The organism is Fictibacillus sp. 7GRE50 (assembly GCF_015903875.1).
Lineage (GTDB): Bacteria > Bacillota > Bacilli > Bacillales > Fictibacillaceae > Fictibacillus > Fictibacillus phosphorivorans.
The window spans coordinates 1-24245 of the sequence record NZ_JACZDW010000006.1 but is presented as its reverse complement, the minus strand read 5'-3'; the positions used below and the strand labels follow the sequence as shown (position 1 = coordinate 24245).

24 protein-coding genes are annotated in these 24245 nt (G+C 38.8%); all 24 read left to right on the top strand.

Features of this window, described 5'->3' with window-relative positions; translation table 11 throughout:
• Positions 1 to 43: 43 nt before the first annotated feature.
• The 24 genes from IHV12_RS19665 (at position 44) to IHV12_RS19550 (ending at position 23704) form a co-directional block, all read left to right on the top strand.
• Positions 44 to 5302, top strand: coding sequence for a PKD domain-containing protein (locus IHV12_RS19665; protein WP_197191995.1), 5259 nt, complete (start codon positions 44 to 46; stop codon positions 5300 to 5302).
• 72 nt (positions 5303 to 5374) lie between these two features.
• Positions 5375 to 5755: a hypothetical protein gene (locus IHV12_RS19660; RefSeq protein ID WP_197191994.1), complete on the top strand. Its 381-nt coding sequence runs from the start codon at positions 5375 to 5377 to the stop codon at positions 5753 to 5755.
• A 16-nt stretch (positions 5756 to 5771) separates the two neighbouring features.
• Positions 5772 to 6962, top strand: a complete 1191-nt coding sequence (locus IHV12_RS19655; protein WP_197191993.1) for a CpaF/VirB11 family protein — start codon at positions 5772 to 5774, stop codon at positions 6960 to 6962.
• A 208-nt stretch (positions 6963 to 7170) separates the two neighbouring features.
• Entirely contained in the window at positions 7171 to 7980 is an 810-nt protein-coding gene (locus IHV12_RS19650; RefSeq protein WP_197191992.1) for a hypothetical protein, read from the top strand.
• Positions 7977 to 8699, top strand: a complete 723-nt coding sequence (locus IHV12_RS19645; protein ID WP_197191991.1) for a hypothetical protein — start codon at positions 7977 to 7979, stop codon at positions 8697 to 8699. The genes IHV12_RS19650 and IHV12_RS19645 overlap by 4 nt, the downstream gene beginning before the upstream one ends.
• Positions 8700 to 8717: 18 nt before the next feature.
• Complete coding sequence (locus tag IHV12_RS19640) at positions 8718 to 9080, top strand: hypothetical protein (RefSeq protein WP_197191990.1); 363 nt, start codon at positions 8718 to 8720, stop codon at positions 9078 to 9080.
• A 94-nt stretch (positions 9081 to 9174) separates the two neighbouring features.
• Entirely contained in the window at positions 9175 to 9324 is a 150-nt protein-coding gene (locus tag IHV12_RS19635; RefSeq protein WP_197191989.1) for a hypothetical protein, read from the top strand.
• An 80-nt stretch (positions 9325 to 9404) separates the two neighbouring features.
• Positions 9405 to 9695: a hypothetical protein gene (locus IHV12_RS19630; protein ID WP_197191988.1), complete on the top strand. Its 291-nt coding sequence runs from the start codon at positions 9405 to 9407 to the stop codon at positions 9693 to 9695.
• 244 nt (positions 9696 to 9939) lie between these two features.
• The gene (locus IHV12_RS19625) at positions 9940 to 10404 is read left to right on the top strand and encodes a hypothetical protein (protein ID WP_197191987.1); all 465 of its coding nucleotides are present in this window, start codon (positions 9940 to 9942) and stop codon (positions 10402 to 10404) included.
• 16 nt (positions 10405 to 10420) lie between these two features.
• On the top strand, positions 10421 to 10606 hold the full coding sequence (locus IHV12_RS19620; protein ID WP_197191986.1) for a hypothetical protein: 186 nt from the start codon (positions 10421 to 10423) through the stop codon (positions 10604 to 10606).
• A 69-nt stretch (positions 10607 to 10675) separates the two neighbouring features.
• Positions 10676 to 10858, top strand: a complete 183-nt coding sequence (locus IHV12_RS19615; RefSeq protein WP_197191985.1) for a hypothetical protein — start codon at positions 10676 to 10678, stop codon at positions 10856 to 10858.
• 26 nt (positions 10859 to 10884) lie between these two features.
• Positions 10885 to 11112, top strand: coding sequence for a hypothetical protein (locus IHV12_RS19610; protein ID WP_197191984.1), 228 nt, complete (start codon positions 10885 to 10887; stop codon positions 11110 to 11112).
• Between the two features lie 18 nt (positions 11113 to 11130).
• Complete coding sequence (locus tag IHV12_RS19605) at positions 11131 to 12519, top strand: hypothetical protein (RefSeq protein ID WP_197191983.1); 1389 nt, start codon at positions 11131 to 11133, stop codon at positions 12517 to 12519.
• A gap of 7 nt (positions 12520 to 12526) precedes the next feature.
• Positions 12527 to 12739: a hypothetical protein gene (locus IHV12_RS19600; protein ID WP_197191982.1), complete on the top strand. Its 213-nt coding sequence runs from the start codon at positions 12527 to 12529 to the stop codon at positions 12737 to 12739.
• A gap of 1 nt (position 12740) precedes the next feature.
• Complete coding sequence (locus IHV12_RS19595) at positions 12741 to 13796, top strand: ArdC-like ssDNA-binding domain-containing protein (protein WP_197191981.1); 1056 nt, start codon at positions 12741 to 12743, stop codon at positions 13794 to 13796.
• 70 nt (positions 13797 to 13866) lie between these two features.
• Entirely contained in the window at positions 13867 to 16227 is a 2361-nt protein-coding gene (locus tag IHV12_RS19590) for a VirD4-like conjugal transfer protein, CD1115 family (protein ID WP_197191980.1), read from the top strand.
• An 18-nt stretch (positions 16228 to 16245) separates the two neighbouring features.
• Complete coding sequence (locus IHV12_RS19585) at positions 16246 to 18249, top strand: pLS20_p028 family conjugation system transmembrane protein (RefSeq protein WP_197191979.1); 2004 nt, start codon at positions 16246 to 16248, stop codon at positions 18247 to 18249.
• Positions 18250 to 18251: 2 nt separating this feature from the next.
• On the top strand, positions 18252 to 18575 hold the full coding sequence (locus tag IHV12_RS19580; protein ID WP_197191978.1) for a DUF5592 family protein: 324 nt from the start codon (positions 18252 to 18254) through the stop codon (positions 18573 to 18575).
• Entirely contained in the window at positions 18562 to 19152 is a 591-nt protein-coding gene (locus tag IHV12_RS19575) for a hypothetical protein (RefSeq protein ID WP_197191977.1), read from the top strand. Before IHV12_RS19580 ends, IHV12_RS19575 begins: the two co-directional genes overlap by 14 nt.
• A gap of 5 nt (positions 19153 to 19157) precedes the next feature.
• Positions 19158 to 19301, top strand: a complete 144-nt coding sequence (locus tag IHV12_RS19570; protein WP_197191976.1) for a hypothetical protein — start codon at positions 19158 to 19160, stop codon at positions 19299 to 19301.
• A complete protein-coding gene (locus tag IHV12_RS19565; protein WP_197191975.1) occupies positions 19298 to 21193 on the top strand; it encodes a VirB4 family type IV secretion system protein in 1896 nt (631 codons plus the stop codon). Before IHV12_RS19570 ends, IHV12_RS19565 begins: the two co-directional genes overlap by 4 nt.
• The gene (locus tag IHV12_RS19560) at positions 21193 to 21813 is read left to right on the top strand and encodes a hypothetical protein (RefSeq protein WP_197191974.1); all 621 of its coding nucleotides are present in this window, start codon (positions 21193 to 21195) and stop codon (positions 21811 to 21813) included. The genes IHV12_RS19565 and IHV12_RS19560 overlap by 1 nt, the downstream gene beginning before the upstream one ends.
• Before the next feature lie 19 nt (positions 21814 to 21832).
• Entirely contained in the window at positions 21833 to 22873 is a 1041-nt protein-coding gene (locus IHV12_RS22990) for a bifunctional lytic transglycosylase/C40 family peptidase (RefSeq protein ID WP_305069394.1), read from the top strand.
• A gap of 21 nt (positions 22874 to 22894) precedes the next feature.
• The gene (locus IHV12_RS19550; RefSeq protein WP_197191972.1) at positions 22895 to 23704 is read left to right on the top strand and encodes a hypothetical protein; all 810 of its coding nucleotides are present in this window, start codon (positions 22895 to 22897) and stop codon (positions 23702 to 23704) included.
• Positions 23705 to 24245: the final 541 nt, after the last annotated feature.

Here is a 24245-nt window from a genome sequence, read left to right as displayed (position 1 = left end):
TTTGTTGGATCTGTTTTCTTGAAGGGAGTTCGTAAAGAAGAAAATGAGACATAAGAAACTAGTTAATCAGATCCTTGTTGTGGCATTGGCAGGTAATCTATTGCTGGATGTGTATCCTAGAACTAATAAGAAGGTCGAAGGAGCGAGCATCCCGACCGTTAAACTGGAAGCAGGGATTGGAAAAGAAGTTCCGTTAAGTGGTCCAGAACCGGAGCTTACTGATATATGGGTTAGAGACAGTCGTTCCTTTGAAGAACCCACTACTTACCTTCATAAAACAGCTGTACTTCCAAAGATAACTACTTTTAGAACGCAAAAAATAGATAAGGACAAAGAAATTATTCTTCCTCCAGTACGAATGGCGTGGAATGGAAACTACAACAGCAGTGTTGAACAAACGTTAAACACTTTGTCCGCAAAGTATGATGAATACACCATTAAGTCTGCCATTGTGTACCCTGTTCATCGAAGATATACGTATCCTGTTTCTGAAATGGATGCCTTTGTATCGATGTGGAAAGACAATCAGAACAATAGGACAAGTGTTTTAAACGAACTTGCAGGAGCTACCTACCTGGATGTTCTTCCAGGTCACATGCCATATTATTGGAAAATTGCAGGGTCTTCGTATCCCAAACAAGCTGATCCTTGGATGTCATTTGCAGGGCCAAAAGGGGCTGAATGGGGAGATAAAGATTTCTTTTATGTGTGGGCTGCTGAGAAGTTAAGACCATTAGTTGATCGACAGGAATATTTCGGAAGGGCCCATCCGGTTTTCTACACACCTGGTAATGATCCATATATGAAAGAGATGAAGTATTCGGATTGGACGTATTATGGAGCGTATCCTGGTAAGCCTGACGGTACTTCCAAAAGTTATTGGTACTATTATTGGAAAGCGATGGTTCATCTTCATGAATTTGATTACCGAGTACAAGTGAAGATGGAGAAGAAAGTTCCAGACGCAAAGCCTGTACCAGAAGAGCCAGTTCCAGAACCAGAACCGAATAAACCACCTATTGCAAGTATATGGACACAAGATGAGTACTTTTGGGTAGAAGATGTTATCGTCCAAGATAACTCTTATGATACAGATGGAACTATTGTTTCGAACGAATTTCAATTTGATGGTCAATTCTCACAAGGAAACACAAAAAAGTACAGTCGAGTAACGCAACCAGAAACACATTCTGTTTCCGTGAAAGTAACCGATGATGATGGAGATTCTGATCAAACAGAACGGCAGTTTAAAATACTTCCAACCACTCCTAAAGCAGATTTCGGTATAGGAGGAGTGAAGAAGGTCAATCGTGCTGTGTTTGTTGATGCTACAGCTTCCGAGGTTGTTACGCCTTCCATTAGAGTAGCTCCACTGGACTATACAAAGACATCTTGGACGATAAAGCCTTTAACACCAGGAGTTACTTTGAGCGATGTTATGATACGCCAAGCAGCTGATAAGAGGAAACTTGAATTCTTATCAAGAAAAGCTGGAGAATTTGAAGTGACGTTAACCGTTACCAATAGTTTGGGGGAAACGTCAGATCCCGTTACGAAGAAATTCACGGTCGTTGAAGATGAGAAGCCTCTTGCGAAGTTTATGGTTAACTCAAAGATAGAACTTAGGGACAAAGCATCCAAACAAGCTACTATTCGTTTAACAGACCTAAGTGAGTCTTTTGATAATGACCCGATTCAACAACGAATATGGAGTGTCGAGTTTGATTCAAACAATGACGGGTTTATCGGAACAGCTCAAGATGCACCTAAAGTTGTCATTGATAGTGGAAACAAGAAGTATCTCGAATACAAAACCGATAAAGTAGGGAACTACCGATTTAGTCTAGAAGTAAAAGAATCCTTTGGACAGCCGACACTTCCAGAATTTATTCAGGATTCTCATTATATGCGAGACGCTTCAGATACCATTCAAATGATAGGTGGGGTCACTCATTATCTACAAAATACTAACTTTAATATTCCTGAGAAAGATAAAATTGTACAAGTAAACAACGCACCGCCAATCGTTGATTTTGGAATGGTGAGACATAACAAAGTGGATATTATATTGAACTTTGGTGGTCTTGATCAAGTTACACAAAAGCATAAGACAGGTCCAGTAGGTAGTGGGGCAGCGTATACACCATCTGTTCCAGGTACTTACTATGATTGGGCTACATATGACCATTATTATAATGAGTACGAGACAAGCAGTAAAACGAAGATGATGTCTTATGCGGCTAATCTAGAAACAGACCTCAAGACAAAAGGAATCGATGCAAAAGTTTCCTTTGATAACAGCTACTATAAAGTTCTTGATCCTGATGGAACGGGGATACGTGGTGTTCAATATTGGGATTGGTACTACTGGACAGAGTATGTAGATGGTGGAACGATAACCAGTTATGATCCAAATTACCGACCACCCGCAGGTTATGAAATTTATAATGTTAATACATCCAAAGAGTATAACCACATACATGCTTCACCAGGATCCTATCGGCCTACAAACGGATGGGTTTTAGTAAGAGAATGGTGGGAGGAGTACAATGCGACTGATTATACAACGAAGCTATCATCCTATAATCCACCAATTGCAACCCAAGCTAGCCATCCAGGTCCCTATGGTTATACAAGCGCAAAGGATGGAACAAAAGGTTGGTTTATCTACTTAAACTGGCATACGAACCACGTTGAGCTTGAGCGAACTACTTATTACTACAGCATTAGAAAACCGATTTATAAACAACGTATGGAACTAAAAAGTACATACAATGAGGGACTTACAAAAGAACAAGTGAACGCTACTGATTTCACAAGCTCGTTTGTAAATCAATCTTATAGACCGGGTGCTGATAAGTATTATGTAAGAATGGATAAGAATCCTTGGAACTGGATGGGCGATTCTTCAAAAGTAAATAGCATGGCAAACAAAATAAAAAATGAAAACATTTCATTTTGGAGTTTGTCGGATGTCACAAACAAAAGTAATGCTGAAAGCTTGTTTTTAAAGGGATTAGGTAACGGTAAGTATCAACCATATGATCCACTTTATCTATCTAAAAACGTAAGTGATATTCAGGATTATTATATTAATAAGTATGTAATAAAAGAAAATCCAACCAACTTAACTATTGTGTTGGGAGATAAACTGAATTACAACGTTACGTATAATGATTTTGAAGGAGATCCGGAAATAAAAAGAGAGTGGAACTTTAATCATGATCCTAGTTCTGTAAATGGACGCAAAATCGACGATGCACCATTTACTCCTATCTCGGAGCATAATTCCTGGATAAACGCGCCTGCTGAACTTTCAAAAGTAGGAACATATAAAATTCAACTCAGAGCACAAGACGATCCTGTTCATTGGAAAGACGCACGATTTAATAACTTTAGAAAATGGTCTGATGAAAGCTTGGTTCGAGAATATACGGTGAATGTTCATAGACGACCAGTTGCAGATTTTACGTTTTCTGTAGACGGTAGCAACAATTATGCTCTTACCTTAGATCCTACAGCATCATATGATCCCGACTATAAGAAGAATAGAAGTGACAAAGGAATTGTGGCTTACAATTGGATATCTTATGTGGTTGATGGGGTTAAGTACAATGGAAAACCACCTGCTAACTTGCAGAAGGATAAGGTTTACGACGTTACATTAGAAGTAGAAGACATAGATGGGGCGTTTGGCAGCGTAACAAAAAGAATTGATACAGGATTTAATGTAAAGCCTATCGCAAAATTCGATGTGCAAGATGAAGTTTATAGAAGTGAACCTTTGAACTTTACAGATTTGTCTTACGATCCAAATGGGGACCCCTTGAAAGATTACGAAATCACCATTCGTAAACAAGGAGAATCGACAATTTTATCTACGTTACAAACTTGGCCAAATAGTTTCTCTTCACTAGGCTTGGCAGAAGGAAGTTATGTAATTGGTTTAACTGTTTGGGACGAGCCTAAACAACCGCCTAGTCTTCAGTCAGATTTATTTGAAAAACAGGTTAAGGTGGTAAAGGATAATCAACCACCAAAATCCGTATTTACATTATCTCCAAGTCCGATTGAACTTGGGAAGGTAGCTGTATATAAAGATTCTAGTTATGATCCAGACAATCACATTCCACTCAAGTATGCTTGGAAAGTAGAAAAGTTAAACGGTTCTGGTGGAGTTGAGAAAGAATGGCAAGTTGGATATGTACCAACTGATTTTAGAGATTTTGGAGGTATTGGAAAGTATCGAGTTTATCAAACTGTCTGGGATAGTCCACCAGCACCACTTCCTTCTTTATCTGATACAAGTATGGTAGAGATTGAAGTAATAAAAGGTCCTGATCATCCATTTGCGGAATTTACTTGGACACCACAACCTGCTGTTGAAGGAAAAAATATAACATTTGATCCTTCACCTTCATATGATCTAGATGGAACAATTGTTGGTTATGAATGGAGTATAAAATCACCTACCGGTACCGCAATTACATCAACAAGTAAGAATCCGGTGATCGCAAACGCGTTAGTAGGAACATATAAAGTTTCCTTACAGGTTATTGATAACGATGGTCTGAAATCACTGGTGCCAGCTTTACATGATATTGTGGTTACCCCAAAACCACCTAACAACCCACCGACTGCGCTCTTTGATTGGTCGCCTGTGGAACCTTTCATTGGTAAAACAGTCACGTTCAACCCAGATACCTCTTTTGATGTTGATGGGGCAATTGTACAGTGGAATTGGAAATTTAAAGATAAGAACGGTGTAACAACGACTAGCAATCAGAGGTATCCTTCAATAATTGCGGTTTCTGATTATTACGATGTTGAACTTACTGTAACTGACAATAGTGGTGGTAAGGGAATATCAAACAGAAGAATGAATGTGAACATTGCAGCACTGGAAGCCTTGGTTACACATACACCAGAATGGAAAGAAAAATGGGTTAAGAACGGAATGTCTCGGGACACCAACCACTTTAGAGCCGGTGAAAAATTTGTTATAGAACTAACCACTACGCCTGCTAACAGAGTGATGGGGAATGTTAATTTTGGAGGGGAAATTGGAAATATTGATATTCCTTCTTCAGCCTTTACATTAGTAAGCTCAGAGCCATATAAAATGGTATGGAGAGCCGAATTATGGAGAGATGATTTTATCTACATTCCAGAAGGGGAGTATTTGTTTCGCTTTACTTCCTTCCATCCGGTGAATAGCCCGTATGTACAAGCAGAAGATACCTATTTAGTTAAGATAGTAGGCAACATTTATGATGAATTTAATTTTCATAGAAACTACTAAGCTAGAAGAATAGAACAAGATTTAAAGGTCCAGAATGATGTTCTGGGCCTTATTTTTTAGGAGAGTGAAAGAATGAAAGACTTTCCCTTTGTCATTTTTATCATCTATATAGGTTTTATGATGATATTACTTGTCGCTCATTATAAAACAGAAGAATACAGGCATCGCGCCACATTAACGACGATGACAGAATCGGCTGAAATCGCTGGGGTCAAGAGTTTAGATAACAGTGCACGTGTAGAGATAGGACGCGCCGAATTAACAGAAAGTAAATTCGAGGCTTCTTTTCAAGACCTATTTGAAACTAATGCAAACGCGAAGATTAATCCTAAGGATTTCGATTTTCAATATTTAAAATCTGAAGATGGAAAGATTAAAGCTGTTCGTATTAAAATCACTGACGATCGAAACAATGCTTTCAAAACGACATATGTCGCAGATGTAAATAAATAGGACAGGAGTTTTTGTGATGAACATACAACCACAAACATTAGAAGGGATACAAAGCGAACTTAAGAGACTACATCCGCAGCTGTTGCTTGATGCGTTTACTGATTTTGAAGCACGAGAAGTTCTGCGAGATATTTTAAAAACGGAACATGGGACACTGCTATCAACGGATGAACTACTGGATCATGTTGTTCAAGAAACCGTTGGTTTAGGAATCGTAGAAACCATCATCAAGAACGAAGATGTGACGGATATCAGCTATAACGGTACGGAGTTAATCATCAATACGAATCAAAGAAAATATACGTATGATCAAGATGTATCAGAAAACTACATCGTAAAGCTCATTCAAAAGTTTGCGAACGCTGTTGGAAAAGAATTTACGCCAAAGTCACCGATTCTTGACGCGACACTCAGTAACTTACGTTTAAATGCGGTTCACAATAGTATTTCACCTTACGGCACAACAATGGCATTACGTGCTTCAAAAGCCAAACTAGCTTTACATGAAGGAAACTTTTCTAGCTTTGCGCCACCTAATATACTAGATTTCTTTCGGGATGCCATTGCGACACGCTCTAATATTGTCATATCGGGTGAAACCGGAACAGGAAAAACGGAGCTGCAGAAACTGTTGGTGAGTATGATTCCGTTTGATGAAAAGATTGCGATGGTAGAAGATACAATCGATAGCCATATCAAGGATCTTTTTCCGGACAAGGATATTCACAGTTGGATTACATCCCCTTCTACATCGTTTACGGATCTCATTAAGGCTGCATTACGAAACAACCCGGTATGGATCTTGGTTTCTGAAACACGTGGTAAAGAAGCGTATGAGATGCTTCAGGCAGTCCTTTCAGGACACCGTATCATTACAACGCTTCATGCAGTGGATGCAAGAGCCATTCCTAAACGGTTTGTAAACATGATGAAGATGGGTTACCAGGTAGATGAGGAATCAATCAAGTCTGATATCTATAACTATTTTCAGTTTGGTGTGCATATTGAGAAAACGGAAATAAACGGCAAAGTGGTCCGATATCTCCGTGAGATTGTGGAATATCAGGAAGACGGTACCGTGCTCACGGTCTTTGAACAGAAAAAAGAAGGGGACGACATTCATCCGGTTATTGGGAAGTATAGTCAAGATTTTGAAGAACGATTAAAAAAATATAACCGTAGTAACCAATTTATAGGGACATGCTAAAGAGATTAGTTTTAGTATCCTATGCACTGTTTGTAATGGCACTTGTAACGGGACTTACTATCGTGTTTGAGAGGTATTTCAAGGCAGATGTCTCGCCTATCATAATTTCAATTACCGTAATTGGAATTTCAGTCCTTTGGCTTTTGAGTGATAAGAATGACTGCATTTGTATCAATGATCCCAATGAAGAAGAGGAGAGCTAGTCAATATGTTAAAGAAAAGAAAGGTTTTTAGCTTAGAGGAATTAAATGCATATAAAAAAGCATATGGAAACCCCATTCAACGTAAAGAGCTGTTTACGACATTAACCATTCCTTTTGTCGTGGCAGCTCTTTATACATTTTCGCTGTATTACTACTGGTGGCTTGCTCTTATCGCAGGAATTATAGGCATGGTGTACAGCTACAGTGTGATGATGCCTGCAAACATTAAACGAATGTATGAAAACAATGCGTTTCGTGAGCGAAATAACTTTGTAAACAACATTACTCAGATCCTAACGAATCCAGAGCGAACCGTACCCGAAGCACTTAAAATTGTTGGAGAACGTGCGCATGGAGAGTTTAAACACGATCTTCTACAACTTCAGGCTTCTTTAATCGATGCTGATAAGGAAGAAGTACAAAGAGCGTTTCAAGTTCTGTCAAAGAAATATGAAAAAGACGTTATTTTCGATATGTATATTGAACAATTGACGACGGCCATGACAGAAGGTCGCTTTAGCATGGAGACATTAAAGGATATCAAAACCTATCACAATGAAGTCAAAAAAAGACAAGACAAGTTCAAGGCTGCGAAAAGTCGTGAAGCATATAATTTTAAGTTTATTTGTACGATTGGCCTTGCTCTTATCGCGGCTATTTCCTTTAGTTTTGGGTGGGAACAATTTATCACGGTCTATGCACATAGTCCAATTGGTTGGGTGGTAAGTGGAGCTTATCTCGCAATTCTTGGCGGTTATTTTATGTCGTTTCGAAAACGACTTGTAGACGACGACATTATGGAGGTGCAACTATGATAGAAGAAAAGCAAGGGTTTTGGCATAGGCTGGCTGAACACGACTTGTTCCAGATGCTTGAAGAGATGGGCTTTAATGAAGAACGCTTCATTAAGTTTCAAAAAAGACGCTTTTTTCTTACCCTATCCATATTTTTCACCTTTATTATACTTTCAATTTTTATAAACAAATGGTTATTTATTGCTGGAATAGGAATAAGTGTATTTGTTTGGACAAGCGAATACAAACGTGCATTCAAGTTCTACCGTAACTTTCAATTTGAAAAGCAACTTGTATTTTCAAAGTTCATGAGAATGTTGATACCGTATCTTTTACAGTCTGGAGCAACGTTATACACCGTTTTTAACCGAATGCTTAGCCGTTTAGAAGATGGTCATGTAAAACACTGTTTAGAGCGTTTGTTAATTGAGATGAATGAACAGCCAAACTCTGAAGAACCTTTTAAGAAATTTGCGATTGATGCGAGTGGGACAGACAGTGCCATTCTTTTTATGACGACTCTTTACGATTTTCAACAAAATACATTTGATCATTCCATCATTACAGAACTTGGCCAAATGGCCAGTGAAGAATTGTTTGAAGGAGTAGATGATATCATCGCCTATAAGTTAAGGAAATTTGTCATGTACCCAACTAAATTAACGATGGCGAGTTTTTTAATTACCGCTGGATATGCCGCAGCTATGTTAACAGATGTTGTAACGTCTATTTCATTTTAGGAAAGGAGGTGTTGTCCAATGATGGAAGGTTCTGTAATGGAGATGGGGAAACTATACATCTCTTTATTCATTATCTTTAGTTTGTTTTCTCTGGCCATGTTTTTTACTTCAATTAACCATGCCAACGAGTACAAGCAATATGTTAACTACCAGATTGAGAGATATGGTGGATTGAATGGAACCGCCTTATCCAAGATCAATGAGTATAACAATGACCATTACGAGGGGAAGTTCCAGGTTGAAAGTCCACAAATGAACCAAAAGTTTCAATACGGAGAACAAGTTACTTATACAATAAAAACGAAATATGAATTCTTCTTTTTACCGATTCTAAGTCGAGATATAAAGGTTAAAGGAGCAGCGTTATCTAATATTAGATAGCGTTTTTTGATGCAACAAAAGTGTTTGTTTAAAAGGCTAGGATATCCTGGTCTTTTTTCAATAAAAAATAAAATGAGAAAAGGATGATATTAATATGTTAGATCAAAACGCGGACCGTCAGTATTGGATGATTGGAGCAGTAATCGTAGTAGGGTTAATGATTGCAGTGTTGAAGGTAGCATTTCCGGAGCTTATTACTTCTGTCATTGATGTGTTTAAGGCTAAATTAACATCAGGTATCTAATAAGGATAGTGAAGAGGCTGGAAGTACCCAGCCCTTCTCCTTTCTTCCAAGCTAATTAAATAAAAGGAGATAATACATTCATGCAAGATACAAAAGATTTTCAGGTGATGAATTTTCCTAACACAGACTTTAAAGAAAACGATATAAAACCCTCAAATTATCTTATTGAAATGGTAGATTCAAAGGTTTTTGTGATTCACCGAGAGATTACCCGCAGTGAGTTACCTGATTATGAAAACGATAGAACTTTCCTTTTTCAAAACAAATATTACCTTTCATGTATCAAACATACACCAAGCCTAAGTGAAGCCGAAAAAGTTGTGCAAAGATACTGGGAAGCGATGAAACAGTTAAATCGCATGAAGAAGTAAAATGGCCAAGTTCAGATGCTTAAGAACCGAAGTCAGCCGACTTCGGTTCTATCATGTACCCATTTCATGAACAACATACATACGTATTGAAGTAAGCGAAAAACATGTGTAAAGAAGGAATTGGAGCCTCTCTCAAAGAGAGTGGTAGTTGTAGCTTTTCCTTTTTAAACAGTTTTATTCAGAAAAAGAAAGGATAGATAGGTTAATGAATTACGATTCGTATATAAAAAATATCATTACCTTAATGAATAGCAAACGTACAAAAGCGACAGGATATTTAATTTCTGGTGGGTCTATGAATGACAGACGCTCATTAACGTGGGACCTCTTAGAAAACATAGCTGTAAATGATACTGCGGAAGTTGCACATGTTGATTTACATACAATCCATACAAATGATTTAAGAATTGATGCTATTAAAAAGAAGATTGGTGATCTGAAGAGATCAAACAAGATCGAAAATCGCTTTTTGATCCTTGAGTCGTTTGAATCCATCAGTGATGAGCAAAGAATGGATGCCGTACTCAAATTGATCGGGTGTCAAAATTCTGGTATCAATCTCTTAGTCAGTGCTTCAGAGCCTATTGTCCATCTAGTAGGGTTATCTGAGTTCATGATTCGCTTGTTACCTTCAGAGAAAGTGTTGACTGATGTTTATCGGTTAAACACTCAAAAAGTCTTATTCTCACTACCAACGGTACAGAATTGAAAGGAGGGATCAAAATATGAAAGATAAAAGTTCGTCCATTTTAAAAACAAAACGGATTTTAGTGGACATTTTCCAATTAAATGATGATTACAGATTGGGAAACAGTATCAATGTTTTTTGTAAGGCGTTAAACACGCTGCATACGCTGACGATCGTAAATGTAACGTTGTGTCGTACACATTGGATTGTGTACTTAAAGTAATTATTTACCCCAGTAAGAGCTAGAACATTTTCTAGGTCTTTTTTTGTTGGTCAAGGAAGGAGAATAATCATGGCAAAAGCAGTAAGTAAACAAGAACTGAAGAAGAGTAAGGATGTTGCTACCCTTCTATTGAAAGCTCAAGGAGTCAATTATGATGATTGGCTTCATGGACAACACCAGGAGATTGAAAAGAACAATCAAGATGTCGTAGAAAAAGCTTTAGAACTATTTATCAATCAAAAGGCTCAGTAATTTATATATATCAGGAGGGTCCTCTCGTGGAACAATTAATTGAAATTATCACTTACTGTATTCGTGCTGTACAAGGGGTAGGCGGCAGTTACGCTGCCTTTAAATTATCGATATACGGAATAGCTTATATGAAAAAGAACATGCAGAAGGTAGAAGAAGCTAAAGACGGTATGACAAACGTAGCTATCGGACTAGCTGTAGTATTAGGCTGTGAAGCAGGAATTCAATTCTTACAGGCTGGTCTTACTTTTTAAAAACAGGAGGCGTATCTAGTGATTTATGTTCGCTTTAAGGTGGATAAGAGATGGAAGAACGTTCTATCCCCCAATAAAAAATATACACTTAAAAACGCTTCTATTTCGTTATCAAACGCGGAGGATTATGCAACAGAACAGAATGTATCTGGACAAATAGAATTCATTATCTATGAAGATGAGAGTCTTTTATTTCGAGACATTTGTTCGGTTGGGAAAGGGGAGGCTTCCAATCTTATTCTCCTTGTGAGCAGAACATTGAATACCACCTTTCAGGATACGCCAAAGGAAGAAAAAAAAGCATTGTTGTACAAGCTGTCTATTGCAATGAATGATGATGAAGCAGAAGTGAAACAAACATCAGGAATAAATAGGATTCAGTCTTTATTAAAAGATAAAAAAGCAAAATTAACATCGCATTTAAAGCAAAGAGAGGAAGCAAAAAGAGAACAGCAGCAAGCCGATCTGTTACGCCAAGAAGAGGAAAAGGAAGTTCAGCGACAGTTAGCACTTAAACGTCAAGCCGAAGAAAGAGAAGCACTTCGTCAAGCTGAGATCATGAGGCAAGAGGCTGAACGGAAAGCACAGCGTCAGGCGGAATTGAAACGCCAGGAATTAGAAGAACTAACCAAAGAGGCCGAAAAGGATGCTGAGAGACAAGAAGAGCTAAAGCGTCAAGAAGCCGAAAGGGATGCAGAGAGACAAGCTGAACTGAAGCGTCAAGAAGCCGAAAGGGATGCAGAGAGACAAGCTGAACTGAAGCGTCAAGAAGCCGAAAGGGATGCAGAGAGACAAGCTGAACTTAAACAACAAGAAGCTGAAAGAGAAGCAGAGAAGCAAGATGAAGTGAACCGTAAAAATTACGGTTCACAAAACCAACAAGCCGAAAGAGAGGCACAAGCTGAACTTAAACAACAAGAAGCTGAAAGAGAAGCAGAGAAGCAAGATGAAGTGAACCGTAAAAATTACGGTTCACAAAACCAACAAGAAACTACAGAGAATAAAGCCCCTGTGTTTCCAGAAGCTCAGTTGCCGATGAGTCTTCAACAGGAGATTGATAAGGGTAAGCTTGAATTCCTCGAAGATCTGAAGCGTGAAAAACATCTTCTTGAAAAGCAGATGAAGAAGGAATTTAAAAGAAAAGAAAAAGAACATGCTGCCTTCGAGCGAAAACAGAAAAGATTCCAAAAGGAAATCCGTAACGCGCAGTCTAGTTTGTACAGATCACGTCCACTTGCTGGTTTAAAAAAAATAATGATTGTAGCTGCATTAGTGGGTATTGGAATTTATGGTTTTAGTGCCACCTCGGAGAATCAAGAAATTTCTTCGTGGAAGGATGGGATAGAAGCCAAACTTAAAGATGCAAAAGAAGTCATTCTTAATGAAAGTGAAATTGAAAAGGAGTGATGGGAAAATGATGGGGACTGAGGAATTAGGTTTACTTGTAGAGGTTAAAAAGCCTTTTATTATTTTAGAGACGATGGATAAACAAGTAGTCAGGATTGACGTCCACGAGGAAAAGGACAATCCAGAGTACTGGGAAGCTTTAGAAGCCCATATGACTGAAGGACTCTATTTATCGTTTAATACGAAAACAAAACAGCTCTCAACTGAGAGTGAGGTGTGACATGGCCAAGATTAAAGATAAAGAAGAAAGACAGAAAGAATTATCGGAAATTGTAAATACGATGAATGATCGTATTGAAGAGGTGACGCAATCACCTGAAGATCTAAAAGAATACTTACGGTTCATGTCTAACTTTTATACGTACTCTATTAGTAATACCCTACTGATTCAACATCAATTTATGGGTGCATCAGCTGTCGCATCTTTTACTGACTTTAAGAAAAAGGGGTTCTTCGTAAATAAGGGTGAAAAGGGAATCGGTATCTTAGTTCCTTTTGAACTTCCTAAGATGTTTAGGGCTTTAAACGGAGAGAAAAAGAAAGTATCTGAAGCAACACCGGAAGAAAAGAAACTTCTGAAAAATGGAACACTAGAAGTGCTTAAACAACGCAGCATTGGCTTTAAAAAGGGTTATGTCTTTGATATCTCACAGACGAACGCTACAGCTGAAGACCTACCTAAGATTTTCCCAAATCGTTGGTTAGAAGGGGATGTAAAAGATTATGACCTTCTCGATCAAGGGATCAATGCGTTTATGGAAAAAATCGGTGTGCAATTAAGAGGAAACGAGAATTATAGTTTAGGTGTCGCAAAAGGTGCCTACTTTAGAGGAACACATGAAATCATTTTAAATCCTCGGAATAGTCAGCTGCAAAACATCAAAACAAAAATACATGAATTAGCTCATGCAACACTTCATCGCGATTCAAAACTAAGTCAGCCGGAAAAGGAATTTCAGGCGGAATTAGTTGCGGTGAGTGTTGCTTCTTATTTTGGCATAGATACAACAGAATACTCGCTACCTTACCTTCATGAATGGACGAAGGGTGCAAAACTAGAGAACAAAAAAGATCTCCTTCAGGGCGTTCACAAGACCGTGAAAGATATGGTCAGCACAATAGAGGAGACGAGAAACAAACAATTGGAACGAGAGGTAAGTAAGGAGAATGAACCTGTATTGGAACCAACGTTACCCCTTTCCTTTACTATCCCTATTCCTCATAAAGCAAACAAGCCTAGTATATCTAAAGAATTAGAAAAGACATTACTACCCTAAATGTACGAATAAAACGAGGATGGCTAAAAGCTATCCTCTTATTTCTTAACTGAAATGAGGTGGATTCACCATGCATAAAGAGTCAAAACAATGGAAGAAAATCTTGGCCAATAAGTATACACTGCTAGCCTTTTTTGTCGCTACCTTTATAAGTGGCACACTAGTAGTTAACTTTCTATTAAACTTTATCCTCAACATTCCAAACTACTTGGCTTTATTTAAAAACTACTCAGTAGATAATCCGGTCGATCCTCGGTCAATGCTATCTGCCGAATGGCCACTTATCATCCGTTGGGAGTATTGGTTTGTTTACCTGATCGTGTACGGCTTCTTGGGATTCTTTTGTTCACTTAAAGCGTACAACCTCAGAAGATCGTTTCAAGACATCAACAAAGGCACAAAAGGTACCGCAAGGTGGACAACACTGGAAGAAGTGAGAGAAGTCTATCATGCGGTTAAAGATAATGACGAGGACTACGAAGGAAAATCCGGAATCCCTGTAACTCATTACGAGGATGAATTGTACATAGATCCAAATAACACGAACACGCTAGTCGTTGCCTCTACACAATCCGGTAAAACGGAGATGTTTTCGTACCCTTTACTTGACGTTATTATGAGGGCTGAAGAAAAGGATTCTGTTATTGTGACAGATATTAAAGGGGACATGCTAAAGAATACGCGAGGAGAGTTTATTAAGCGCGGTTATGATGTTCATGTCTTAAACTTGTTAAATCCCTATCAAAGTATAGGGTACAACCCACTTGAACTCATTAAACAAGCCTATATGAAAGGGGAATATTCCAGGGCGCAGATGCTTTGTAACACGTTGTCATATTCCCTCTTTCATAACCCTAATGCCAAAGATCCAATGTGGGAAGAGAGCTCCATCGCCTTAGTAAATGCTTTAATTCTAGCTGTCTGTGATATTAGCTTAACGGCGAACAAGCCTGAGAATATTACGATGTACACTGTAACGGTTATGCTCAGTGAATTAGGAAGTAACCCCGATGAAGATGGACAAACCAAACTGGATTACTTTTTTGGAAACCTTCCGGCCAATCACCCAGCAAAATTACAGTATGCGACGATTCAATTTTCTCAAGGTGTCACACGTGGGGGTATTTTCACGGGAACGATGGCAAAGCTGAAGAACTATGCCTACGATACAATCGCAAGAATGACCGCGACTACAACCTTCCATATTGAAGACCTGGCGTTTGGTGAAAAACCAATCGCTTTATTTATTGTTTATCCAGACTGGGACGATTCTAACTACAGTATCATTTCAACATTTTTGTCCCAAGTTGCTGCTGTATTATCTGAAAAAGCCACCCTAACTAAAGAAAGTAAATTACCTCGAAGGGTGAGACACTTGTTTGAAGAGGTGGCCAACATTCCGGCCATTGAAGGATTAAGTCGTTCACTGGCCGTTGGATTAAGCCGTGGGCTACTCTACTGTCTCGTGATTCAGAACATTGCACAGATCGCTGAGAAGTATGGGGACAAGGCCGCAAAAGCCATCACAGGGAACTGTGGAAATCAAATCTATATTATGTCCGATGAACTGGAAGACGCAGAAGAATTTAGTAAGAAGCTAGGAACGAAAACGGTTGTTTCCTCTGATCGTTCTGGACAACCATTAAGCCTTGATAAGTCGTTCAGCGAAAAAGAAGAGGAACGTCCGCTAATGATGCCGGATGAACTGAGGAGGCTTAAAAAAGGTGAATGGGTACTAGTTCGAACGAAGAAGAGAGAAGATCTAGACAATGAACGAATTGAACCCTTTCCCATTTTCTCTTCTTTAAAAGCCGGCACACAGATGTTGCATCGATATGAGTATTTGATGGGGCGTTTTAACAATCCCATTGCCTTTGATGAAATGGGACTTGAAGCTGAACACAAAAGCCTTGATCTAAATAGTCTCCTCATCCAGTTCAATACAAAGTATCTAGAAAAAGAAAAGCCGGAGAAGAAAACGAAGCCGAAAAACGAGGCTAAAACAAAGAAGAAGGATAAAGAGTCAGAAGAATCTTCAGAAGCTGTTGAAAAGCAAGAACCACCAAATAATAAAGCTGAGAATAAGAAGAAACAAGAGGACATCCAGCCACCTGTAATGGTGGAAGTTGCAGCAACACTTATTCCTGAAGCAGAAGAGAATTTCGCAAGTGAAGTCATTTTGGATTATGAAGAGAGAGGAGAAGAAGATTTTATGAATCAAATAGAAGGTGTATTGGATACGAGTACTCCTATTTTAGAGGTGATTACAGAGGACAAATATATCTTAATCAAGGCTATCGTAAAGAAAACGTTGTCTGGACAAGAGTATGCTTATTTTGAAGGGCTAAAGACGATAGAGGAAATCGAAACCTATTTCTCATCACCTGAGAAACAAACTTTGTATCAGAAGGTCGAGCAATATTTTGTTTAAGAAAGGGGCGTGGGGAATATGAGCGAAGAACAAATGATTGATACCCTCGTAGACTTTCGGGATCATCTATCATTGGCCAACTTGTTAAATGCACCCTTTCGCATTATCGCTTGGTTAATCATTAGAGGTTTAGCACTCTGTGTGGACACACTCTCAGGGGCGTTAGAGGAGATCTACTCTGTTATGAATTTCTTTGATAGTGCTGTCATTGATGAGTGGATCGATAAGTATGATCTAGTGATTGTGGCGATCGCATCACTAGCATTGTTGTGGTTAGGATTTAAAATTATGATCCTCAATCAAACGGATAAAAGTAAGTACATCACAAATAGTTTACTAGCGTTAACGTTAATTGCTGTACTCCCTTGGTCAATGCTTCAGATGGAGAAGTTAGTCTCTCAAGGAGTAAGTTTATTAGAAGCTGAATCGAAAAAGTCTACAAAGATCATTCAAAGCAATATGACAGACATCTATGTGTTAGATAAAGGTGGTTGGAAAAATGTTAATCCGTCTCCTGGTAACTACATCAAAAGTGATCAGAGTATAAGTCTTCTTGATATTACAGAAACGGTAGACACCGGAGGTATCCTATCCTCTTCTCCTTTATCTGAAGGTGGAAAAGAGATGTTACAAAAGAAAATAAACGATGCTTCAGGAACATACAAGCTAGAAGATCTCGAATCTAACTTCTTTACGGAAGACGAGGCTTACTATCGCTACTCATGGCATCCCGTCTACATGATTATCGAGCTGTTGACAGTATGCTTGGTACTACTGTTTACAGGTTTCAAGACAACTCAACTCATTATTGAGCTTGGTTTTTTAAAGCTCTTTACGATGTCTACAGCCATGACAGATATAGATACGGGACAACGAAATAAAAAGCTCGTGGAAAAGATTCGAAACACGTTTATCATTCTTTATGTGATTATGTTGTTGCTCAACTTTTATTTAATATTTGTCGACTTTATTGTCGATACAGACATATCAAAGCCGGTTCAAATCTTCATTCTTCTTGCGGCCGGTGTGTTTGTCATAGATGGTCCGAACATCATTGAAGAATTGTTTGGCATAGATGCCGGGTTAAAGAGTGCCAGTCGTTCCATTATGGGTGTAATGGGTGCAGCTAAAACGGCTAGTATGGCAACAAATGCGATCGGTAAAGGGGCAAAGACAGTCGGAAAGATGGCCAAAGGAACCGCAAAAGGATTTGGAAAGGCAGCTGTTGGTGGTGCAACGGTTGGCGCTGGTGTAAAAGGAGCACTTGATGGATTCAAAGAAAATAGAATGGCCGCAAAAGCTCAAGATGAAACACCATTAGGTTCAGACAAAAATATGGGTGGGACGAACAATGCTTCGGAACAAGCAAATACACCACTCGAAGGCAAAAGTTCATCTGGTGATAAAAGCTCGCCTTCTGGAAGCAATACCCCATTAGGAGCCGAAAATAAATCTCCGGGTGGAGGTGGTTCTGAAACATCACATAAGGTCGACCAATCACCTTTAGCTGGCGCAGGAAGTTCAAATGGCCAGAAACAAAGTGGAGGGCAAAACGCACCAAATGGTGGACAAGTTGCGCTCGGCAATGAGAGTAACCAAAACACGCCACTTGGTAGTATGCAAGAACCAGTAAGCCAAGGGAATGCATCACCTTCAGGCATGAACGCGATGGCAAAGCATCCTCTCGCTTCAAAAGCTGAAAAGAACTCACCATTATCCGAAGGAAACGGTTATAAGCCTTCAGCTAAATTCTCACCAATACAAGGAGGCGCTTCTAGTAGAAACGGAAACGGTGTAATGTCGCCTCGCGTGAATATGCCATCTTATATTACACAGGCGAAGCAACATTTTGATCAATCGGTAACGCCAAAACCATCCACGAATCTTACGCTAGGTGACGCAGCGATTAATAAGTACGCAGAAACTGCTCAAAAGGTATATGATTCTACACCGGTTCAGAACATGAGGAAAACGTATGATATGTCGAAAAATTCGATTCTAAACAAAAATGGAGGGAACTAGCTTTGAGAAGATCGTTACGAGTGCCTGAAGAGATTCAAGCAAGTGCCAAGTGGTCTAAACTTACAGTTTTAGATGGAATCATTATTATTGCTAGTCTAGGTGTCGGATGGATCACCAAATGGATTGTCCTTCCGATTTTAGAGGTTCCTTACGTTGCTTTGTTTCCAATCTCACTTTATGTATTGTTGTTACCGAGTTCGAATGTTCCACACAAGAAAAACTATCAGACGGCCATGATTGTGTTAAAGAAAGACCGAAAGGTGTATAAATCCCTGTCCTTAGAGGATAGGGATTTTTATATAGGAGGCGGAGATGATGCAGTTTGACGCTGTAAAGGTGAAAGAATCCAAAAAACCTAATCAAACAAGGCAAGAAAAGAAAATTACGAAGCAGATTAATAAGATCAATAAAGTATATCCCGTATGTGGTGTTACGGGAGAAGAATTCATAAAAAGTAAGATTGGTGCGACGGTCGTTTATTTTGAGATCCTAGACGTTCGTAAATACGATCTTTTTCTCATGGATGAACAAGAATTTCAGTTTGTGACCGAAAACAACTGGAAGTTTCAAAAGCAGTATCCGTTTCCGATTAAGGAAGTGTATATGAACTTCCCAGAGGACAATCAACAGCAGCAAGACTACTTTAAACATAAGATCGAACGGACAACAAACCCGGCTCAATTAGAAGCGTTACACACAGAGTTAGAAAAGCTGAAGCATATTGAAAAAACTTATGAGATGCGTGATACGTACCTTTTTGTATTTGGGAAAAGTGTGGAAGAACTTCAGAAGCGATTGGAACAAGTGAGGAGATTTAATAATTTTCTCGGCATGAATACGGTACCCATGCGGAAGAAAGAAAAAATCTTGTTTCGACTAAACAATCACAATACAAGGGGATGAGGAAAATGTGTAAAGAACTAATATCGATAGATGATAATCCAATGATACGAAAACTAGATGGAGCAAAAATGAATCTAAATGAATGTCCGGCTAACTCTTTAGTAACAGGTTCTTCTTTTCGTTTTAAAGACAAGTGGGTGAAGCAATGAATGTAGAAAAAGATATCGCACTGATCTATGAGACACAGCCTATGGGTGGTATCTCCTTTAAAGAAGAGTATTATAACCGCAAAGGAGATGGATATGAGGCTTGTCTCCATGTCTACCGTTTCCCAAACGTTTTTACAGAATTTTGGTTAAATGAGATTACAAGTTTAGAAAACACGATCGTGACGGTCGATACTTTTACAACCCAAGACGTGAATTATGTAGAAAAGGTTACACACTCGACAGAAGAGTTACGCTCTCGACGGGATAACGCAAAAAATCAGAGTCAGTATGATGTAGCAAACGAGGAATTTGAAACTTTGCGAGAATTGGGACTAGCTTTACACAAAGAAGGCGAAGTAATTAAACGTATTCACGTTCGCATCTATATTAACGCACCTACTCAAATACAACTTGAAGAACGGATCAACAAGATCTGCAAGTCTCTAGACAGTGATGGATACAAAAGTATTGTCTTTTTAGATGAACAAAAGGAAGAATGGCAAGCAAAGTTCTTAGATTATGAATCTCAACAAAAGCTCGTAAACAGAAGGCCTGGTATTGAGATTCCGGCTGAAGCGTTAGGTCTTGGATTCGCGCACGATCAAACGAGTTTAAAGGACCCAACAGGAGCCTATTATGGCTACACTCGAACAAGAGGAACAGTCTACTGGGATATGTTTCATCAGACGATGAAACGTCTTTATTATAACCTTTTTGTATCAGGTGATATGGGATCTGGTAAATCAACTCTTTTGAAAAAAATCTTACGTGATAATGCATTAAAAGGAAACTTTATTCGAGGTTTTGATAAGTCAGGAGAGTTTTTAGCTGTAACAGAAGATTTTGGAGGTAAGACCGTCAATCTGGATGGATCAGGTGGTAGGGTTAACCTTTTTCAAGTATTCCCTACGGTTTCATCAGAAGGTGAAGATGAATTAAAGGTCGATGAAGCAGCTTCTTTCAGGCAACACGTATCGAAACTAAACATGTGTTACCGCATGTTAAATCCTAATAGCACAGATGCTGAACAACAACAGTTTGATGAACTTGTTTATGACTTTTATGTGTTTAAGGGGCTGTGGGACTATTCTGGTGAAGTGCGTATAACCAATTTACCGGCTGAAGACTACCCTATTCTTTCCGAATTTCATGCGTTCTGTTTAGAACGCTATAAATTAGAGGAAGACGAACGTTTCAAAGGAAGAATCGGTGATATTTCAAAGTCTATTGGTAACCTCGTGAGACAGTACGGGGAGCTATTTGATGGGTGTACAACGATTCCAGACATGACCCATGAACAGATTGTATTCTACGATATTGGGAATCTATCACAGCTTAAGGCGGAAATTTTCGACATCCAGGTGTTTAATGCACTCACTCAAATTTGGGCAAATATGATGCACTCCGGTAGAAGAGAAAAAGACGCTTATGACACGCAGACCAAGCACTGGTGGGATATCAAACGATTCTTAATTATCGTGGACGAATGTCACAATGTTCTTAACATCCAAAAATCGTTTACAGCTGACTTCTTTGTAACATTGATGTCTGAAGCACGAAAGTTTTTCGGGGGAGTTGTTCTGGCCACGCAGCGTATGGAACGAATGTTTCCGAAGGCAGAGAACGTATCCAATGACAAGATGGCGCTTGCTTCTAATAAGCTGTCTGAGATCTTCGGATTGACGCAGTATAAAGCAATCTTCAGACAAGACGCGACCTCCATGAAACTAATAAAAAATCTCTTTGGTGACCAAATGACAGACATGGAATATGGGATGATGCCAACGTTTGATAAAGGAAATTGTGTTCTTTCTATCGCTGGTGATCAGAACCTAGTAATGACCGTAGAAGTTACACCGGAAGAGCTAGCGCTATTCAAAGGAGGGGCTTAATGATGGGAGATCAAGGGATGAACAATAGACAAGGGAACAAGAACCTTAAAAGGATTTATTTGGCCACGGTTGGGATATTTATCACAGCTGTGGTTTTATTTTTTTTCCAACAGAAACAACCTGTTCAGGAGAAAAAGACGGAGACGGCCAATGATTTAATTATTGAATCCGGAGTGCAAGAAGATACCATGAGCGATTATGAAAAAGAAAAGGCAGCCATCAAGAAAAAGAACCGAGAAGAGGTTGGGGAAACGGTCACGGACTTTATAAAAGCGTACTATACCTATGATGCCAACAATCGATTTAAAAGCCTTGAGGATGCTAAGCCATATCTCACGCGTGACTTTTACGAGGAGTTAAAAAAAACCGAAGATGAAAACACAAAAGTGCCTATACATGCGTATCGAGAGGTAACTAAAATTAACTTACAAGACTACCTAAGAATGGGAGAAAACCACACAATCATTGCAAAAACGACAGCAGAACTATTTGATGAAAAAAAGAAACGGTTAAGTACGATTGGTGTTGAATTTCACTTTAATGTTGTGCGCGAAGACAACAAATGGAAGATCTCCTATTTCGCACTATTTGGAAAGAGCTTAGAAGCAAATGAAGAATAAATTGATCAAAGGAGTGCTAATGAAACTATTAGCTCTCCTTTTGTCTTCTGTGGGCGTTTATGTGTTTATCGGTCTATTTGTTAGCCTCCTGATTCTTGGGGCAGTAGGAGGCAATTCGAATAACGGAGGTTCATTTGAAGGCGTCTCTCCTATTAATATTTCTCCTGAAGTCGAACAGTATCGTTCGAAAGTGGAAGAGGAATGTTTGAAGAATGGAATACCCGAGACTGTGAACTTAATCCTCGCGATTATGATGCAAGAAAGTGGAGGACGAGTCCCTGATGTGATGCAGTCGAGTGAGTCTCAAGGACTGCCACCTAATGCTATTACAGATCCTCATTACTCAATTGAAGTAGGTGTGAAGTACTTCTCAATCGGATACAAATACGCGAAGGAAAACGCCAAGCAAAACGTCAATGAAACTAGTCTTCAGGGATACAATTATGGCTACGGTTTTATCCCTTGGTCGATCTCAACTTACGGTGGTTGGTCGGAAACAAACGCCGCAGAATTTGCGTTTATGAAGAGTGGTGGAAGGAAACGGGACAATGGCCAGTGGAAGTATGGCGACCAGTTATATGTGTCACATGTGATGAGGTATTTAGTGGCGAATGATGGTTCTGAAAATGGAGGGATAAAGCCGTTACCAGGAGGACATAAGACAGTAGAAAAGGCCATCTCAGAGGGGTCGAAGTTCATCGGTCGTTCAACGTACGTGTTCGGTGGAGGACGTAATCAGGGTGATATTGCACGTGGTCATTTTGATTGTAGTAGCTTCATTCACTACGCTTTTTCACAAGCTGGGTTGAACCTTGGACCACTCTCATCTGTGACAACGGATACGTTAATAAACAAAGGTCCCCGTGTGAATCCTTCAGATATCAAACGAGGCGATTTAGTCTTCTTTGATACGTATAAAGTGAACGGACACGTAGGCATCTATCTAGGGAATGGAGAATTTTTAAACTGTCAAGACACCGGTGGTGTAAGAGTGGCATCGATGCAAAATAGTTACTGGAAAGGCACGTATAATGGTGTCATTGTTCGTGTAACCCAGTAAAAAAGAGAGGTGCAGGACGGGTTGTTTTCAAAAATAAAATTCAAGAAAAACGGAACAAAGTACAAGCTGATGGTCTTCTCTATCGGCTTTCTTTTTTTATTCTTTTTATCTAGTAGAGTGCTATTTAATATGCCAAAAGCGCATGAAGATACAGCTCTTCGGACGCCGGTTTCATTCTCTAAAATGGATATTGAGGTGGCGAGTAAAGACTTTTATGAAAGTAAAAACTTACTTGAGATCAATGTCTTAGTGAAAGAAAGGGGAAATGGAATTCCGGTTGATCTTGGTGTAAACATAAAAGAAAAATCAGATACAGAAGTTGTATATAAGAAGAAAATTGTAAAGATTACCGATCAATATTATGTCATTTTCGTTCATGGTTTACCGGACAAATGGAAGAGTGTTTCATTTGATTTTTATGATAAGAACGAATCAAAAAGTGTGATGAAGGGAGACCAAAAAATCTATGTTTCTTCTGCTAAAGCAGAAAAACATGATCGATTTATTCCTCTAAAAGATTCGTTTTATGAAGTTAAATATACAAATCTTTTAATTAAAGATGCAGAAAAAATCATCAAAGAAGAACAAAAAATGATTGCAACAGCCAACAAAAATCAGAACGAGTTAAAACAAAAAATAGAGTCATTAAAAAAAGAACTCGATTACAAAACAGAAACAGAAAAAGCAGAAGTAAACCAAACTATTTCCTCACTTAATTTGAAAATTGAAGGTTACAAAAGAGAAAAAACAGATCATGAGAAGTTGATAAAAGAGCAGCAAGAACGAATAAAAAATCTCAAGAAAAAGAAGCAAGAACTAGAAGTGCAATGATAGTTTTATTCTGAAGATGACGAGTAAAACACCACTCTTTATGTATACCAGATAGGTATTATCTCTAAAAATTGATATACCTGACTGGTATTTTTTCAGGGAAAACATATACCTGGGTGGTATTTTCATAAGATTTTCATATACCTGACTGGTATTTTTTTATGATTCCATGGTACCGCAAAAAAACAAACCGCACTGCGGTTTCAACCATGAAATGGTAGCAGTTTTCCCTTATGCTCTTTATTGCTTTCGCCTCCCCTTCTTTTCGAAGGGGGGACGTCTGGTAGCTATCGCTACCAGACTCGAAAGAATAAACGATCTTTCAAAGATTAAAGATCAAGTTTGCGCAATCTACTGGAGAAAGGTTTTGAAAAAAATGGAGCAATTGAACATCAAAGGAGTCTCGATTTCTACACAAAAAATGCTCGCAGATAAAGCAAGAGCTGCGAGCATGTCGAAGAACGCATATTTAAAAAAATTACTCGACACTCATGTGATCGCTGAAGAAGTAGAAGGGATAAGAACAGACTATGAAGAGCTC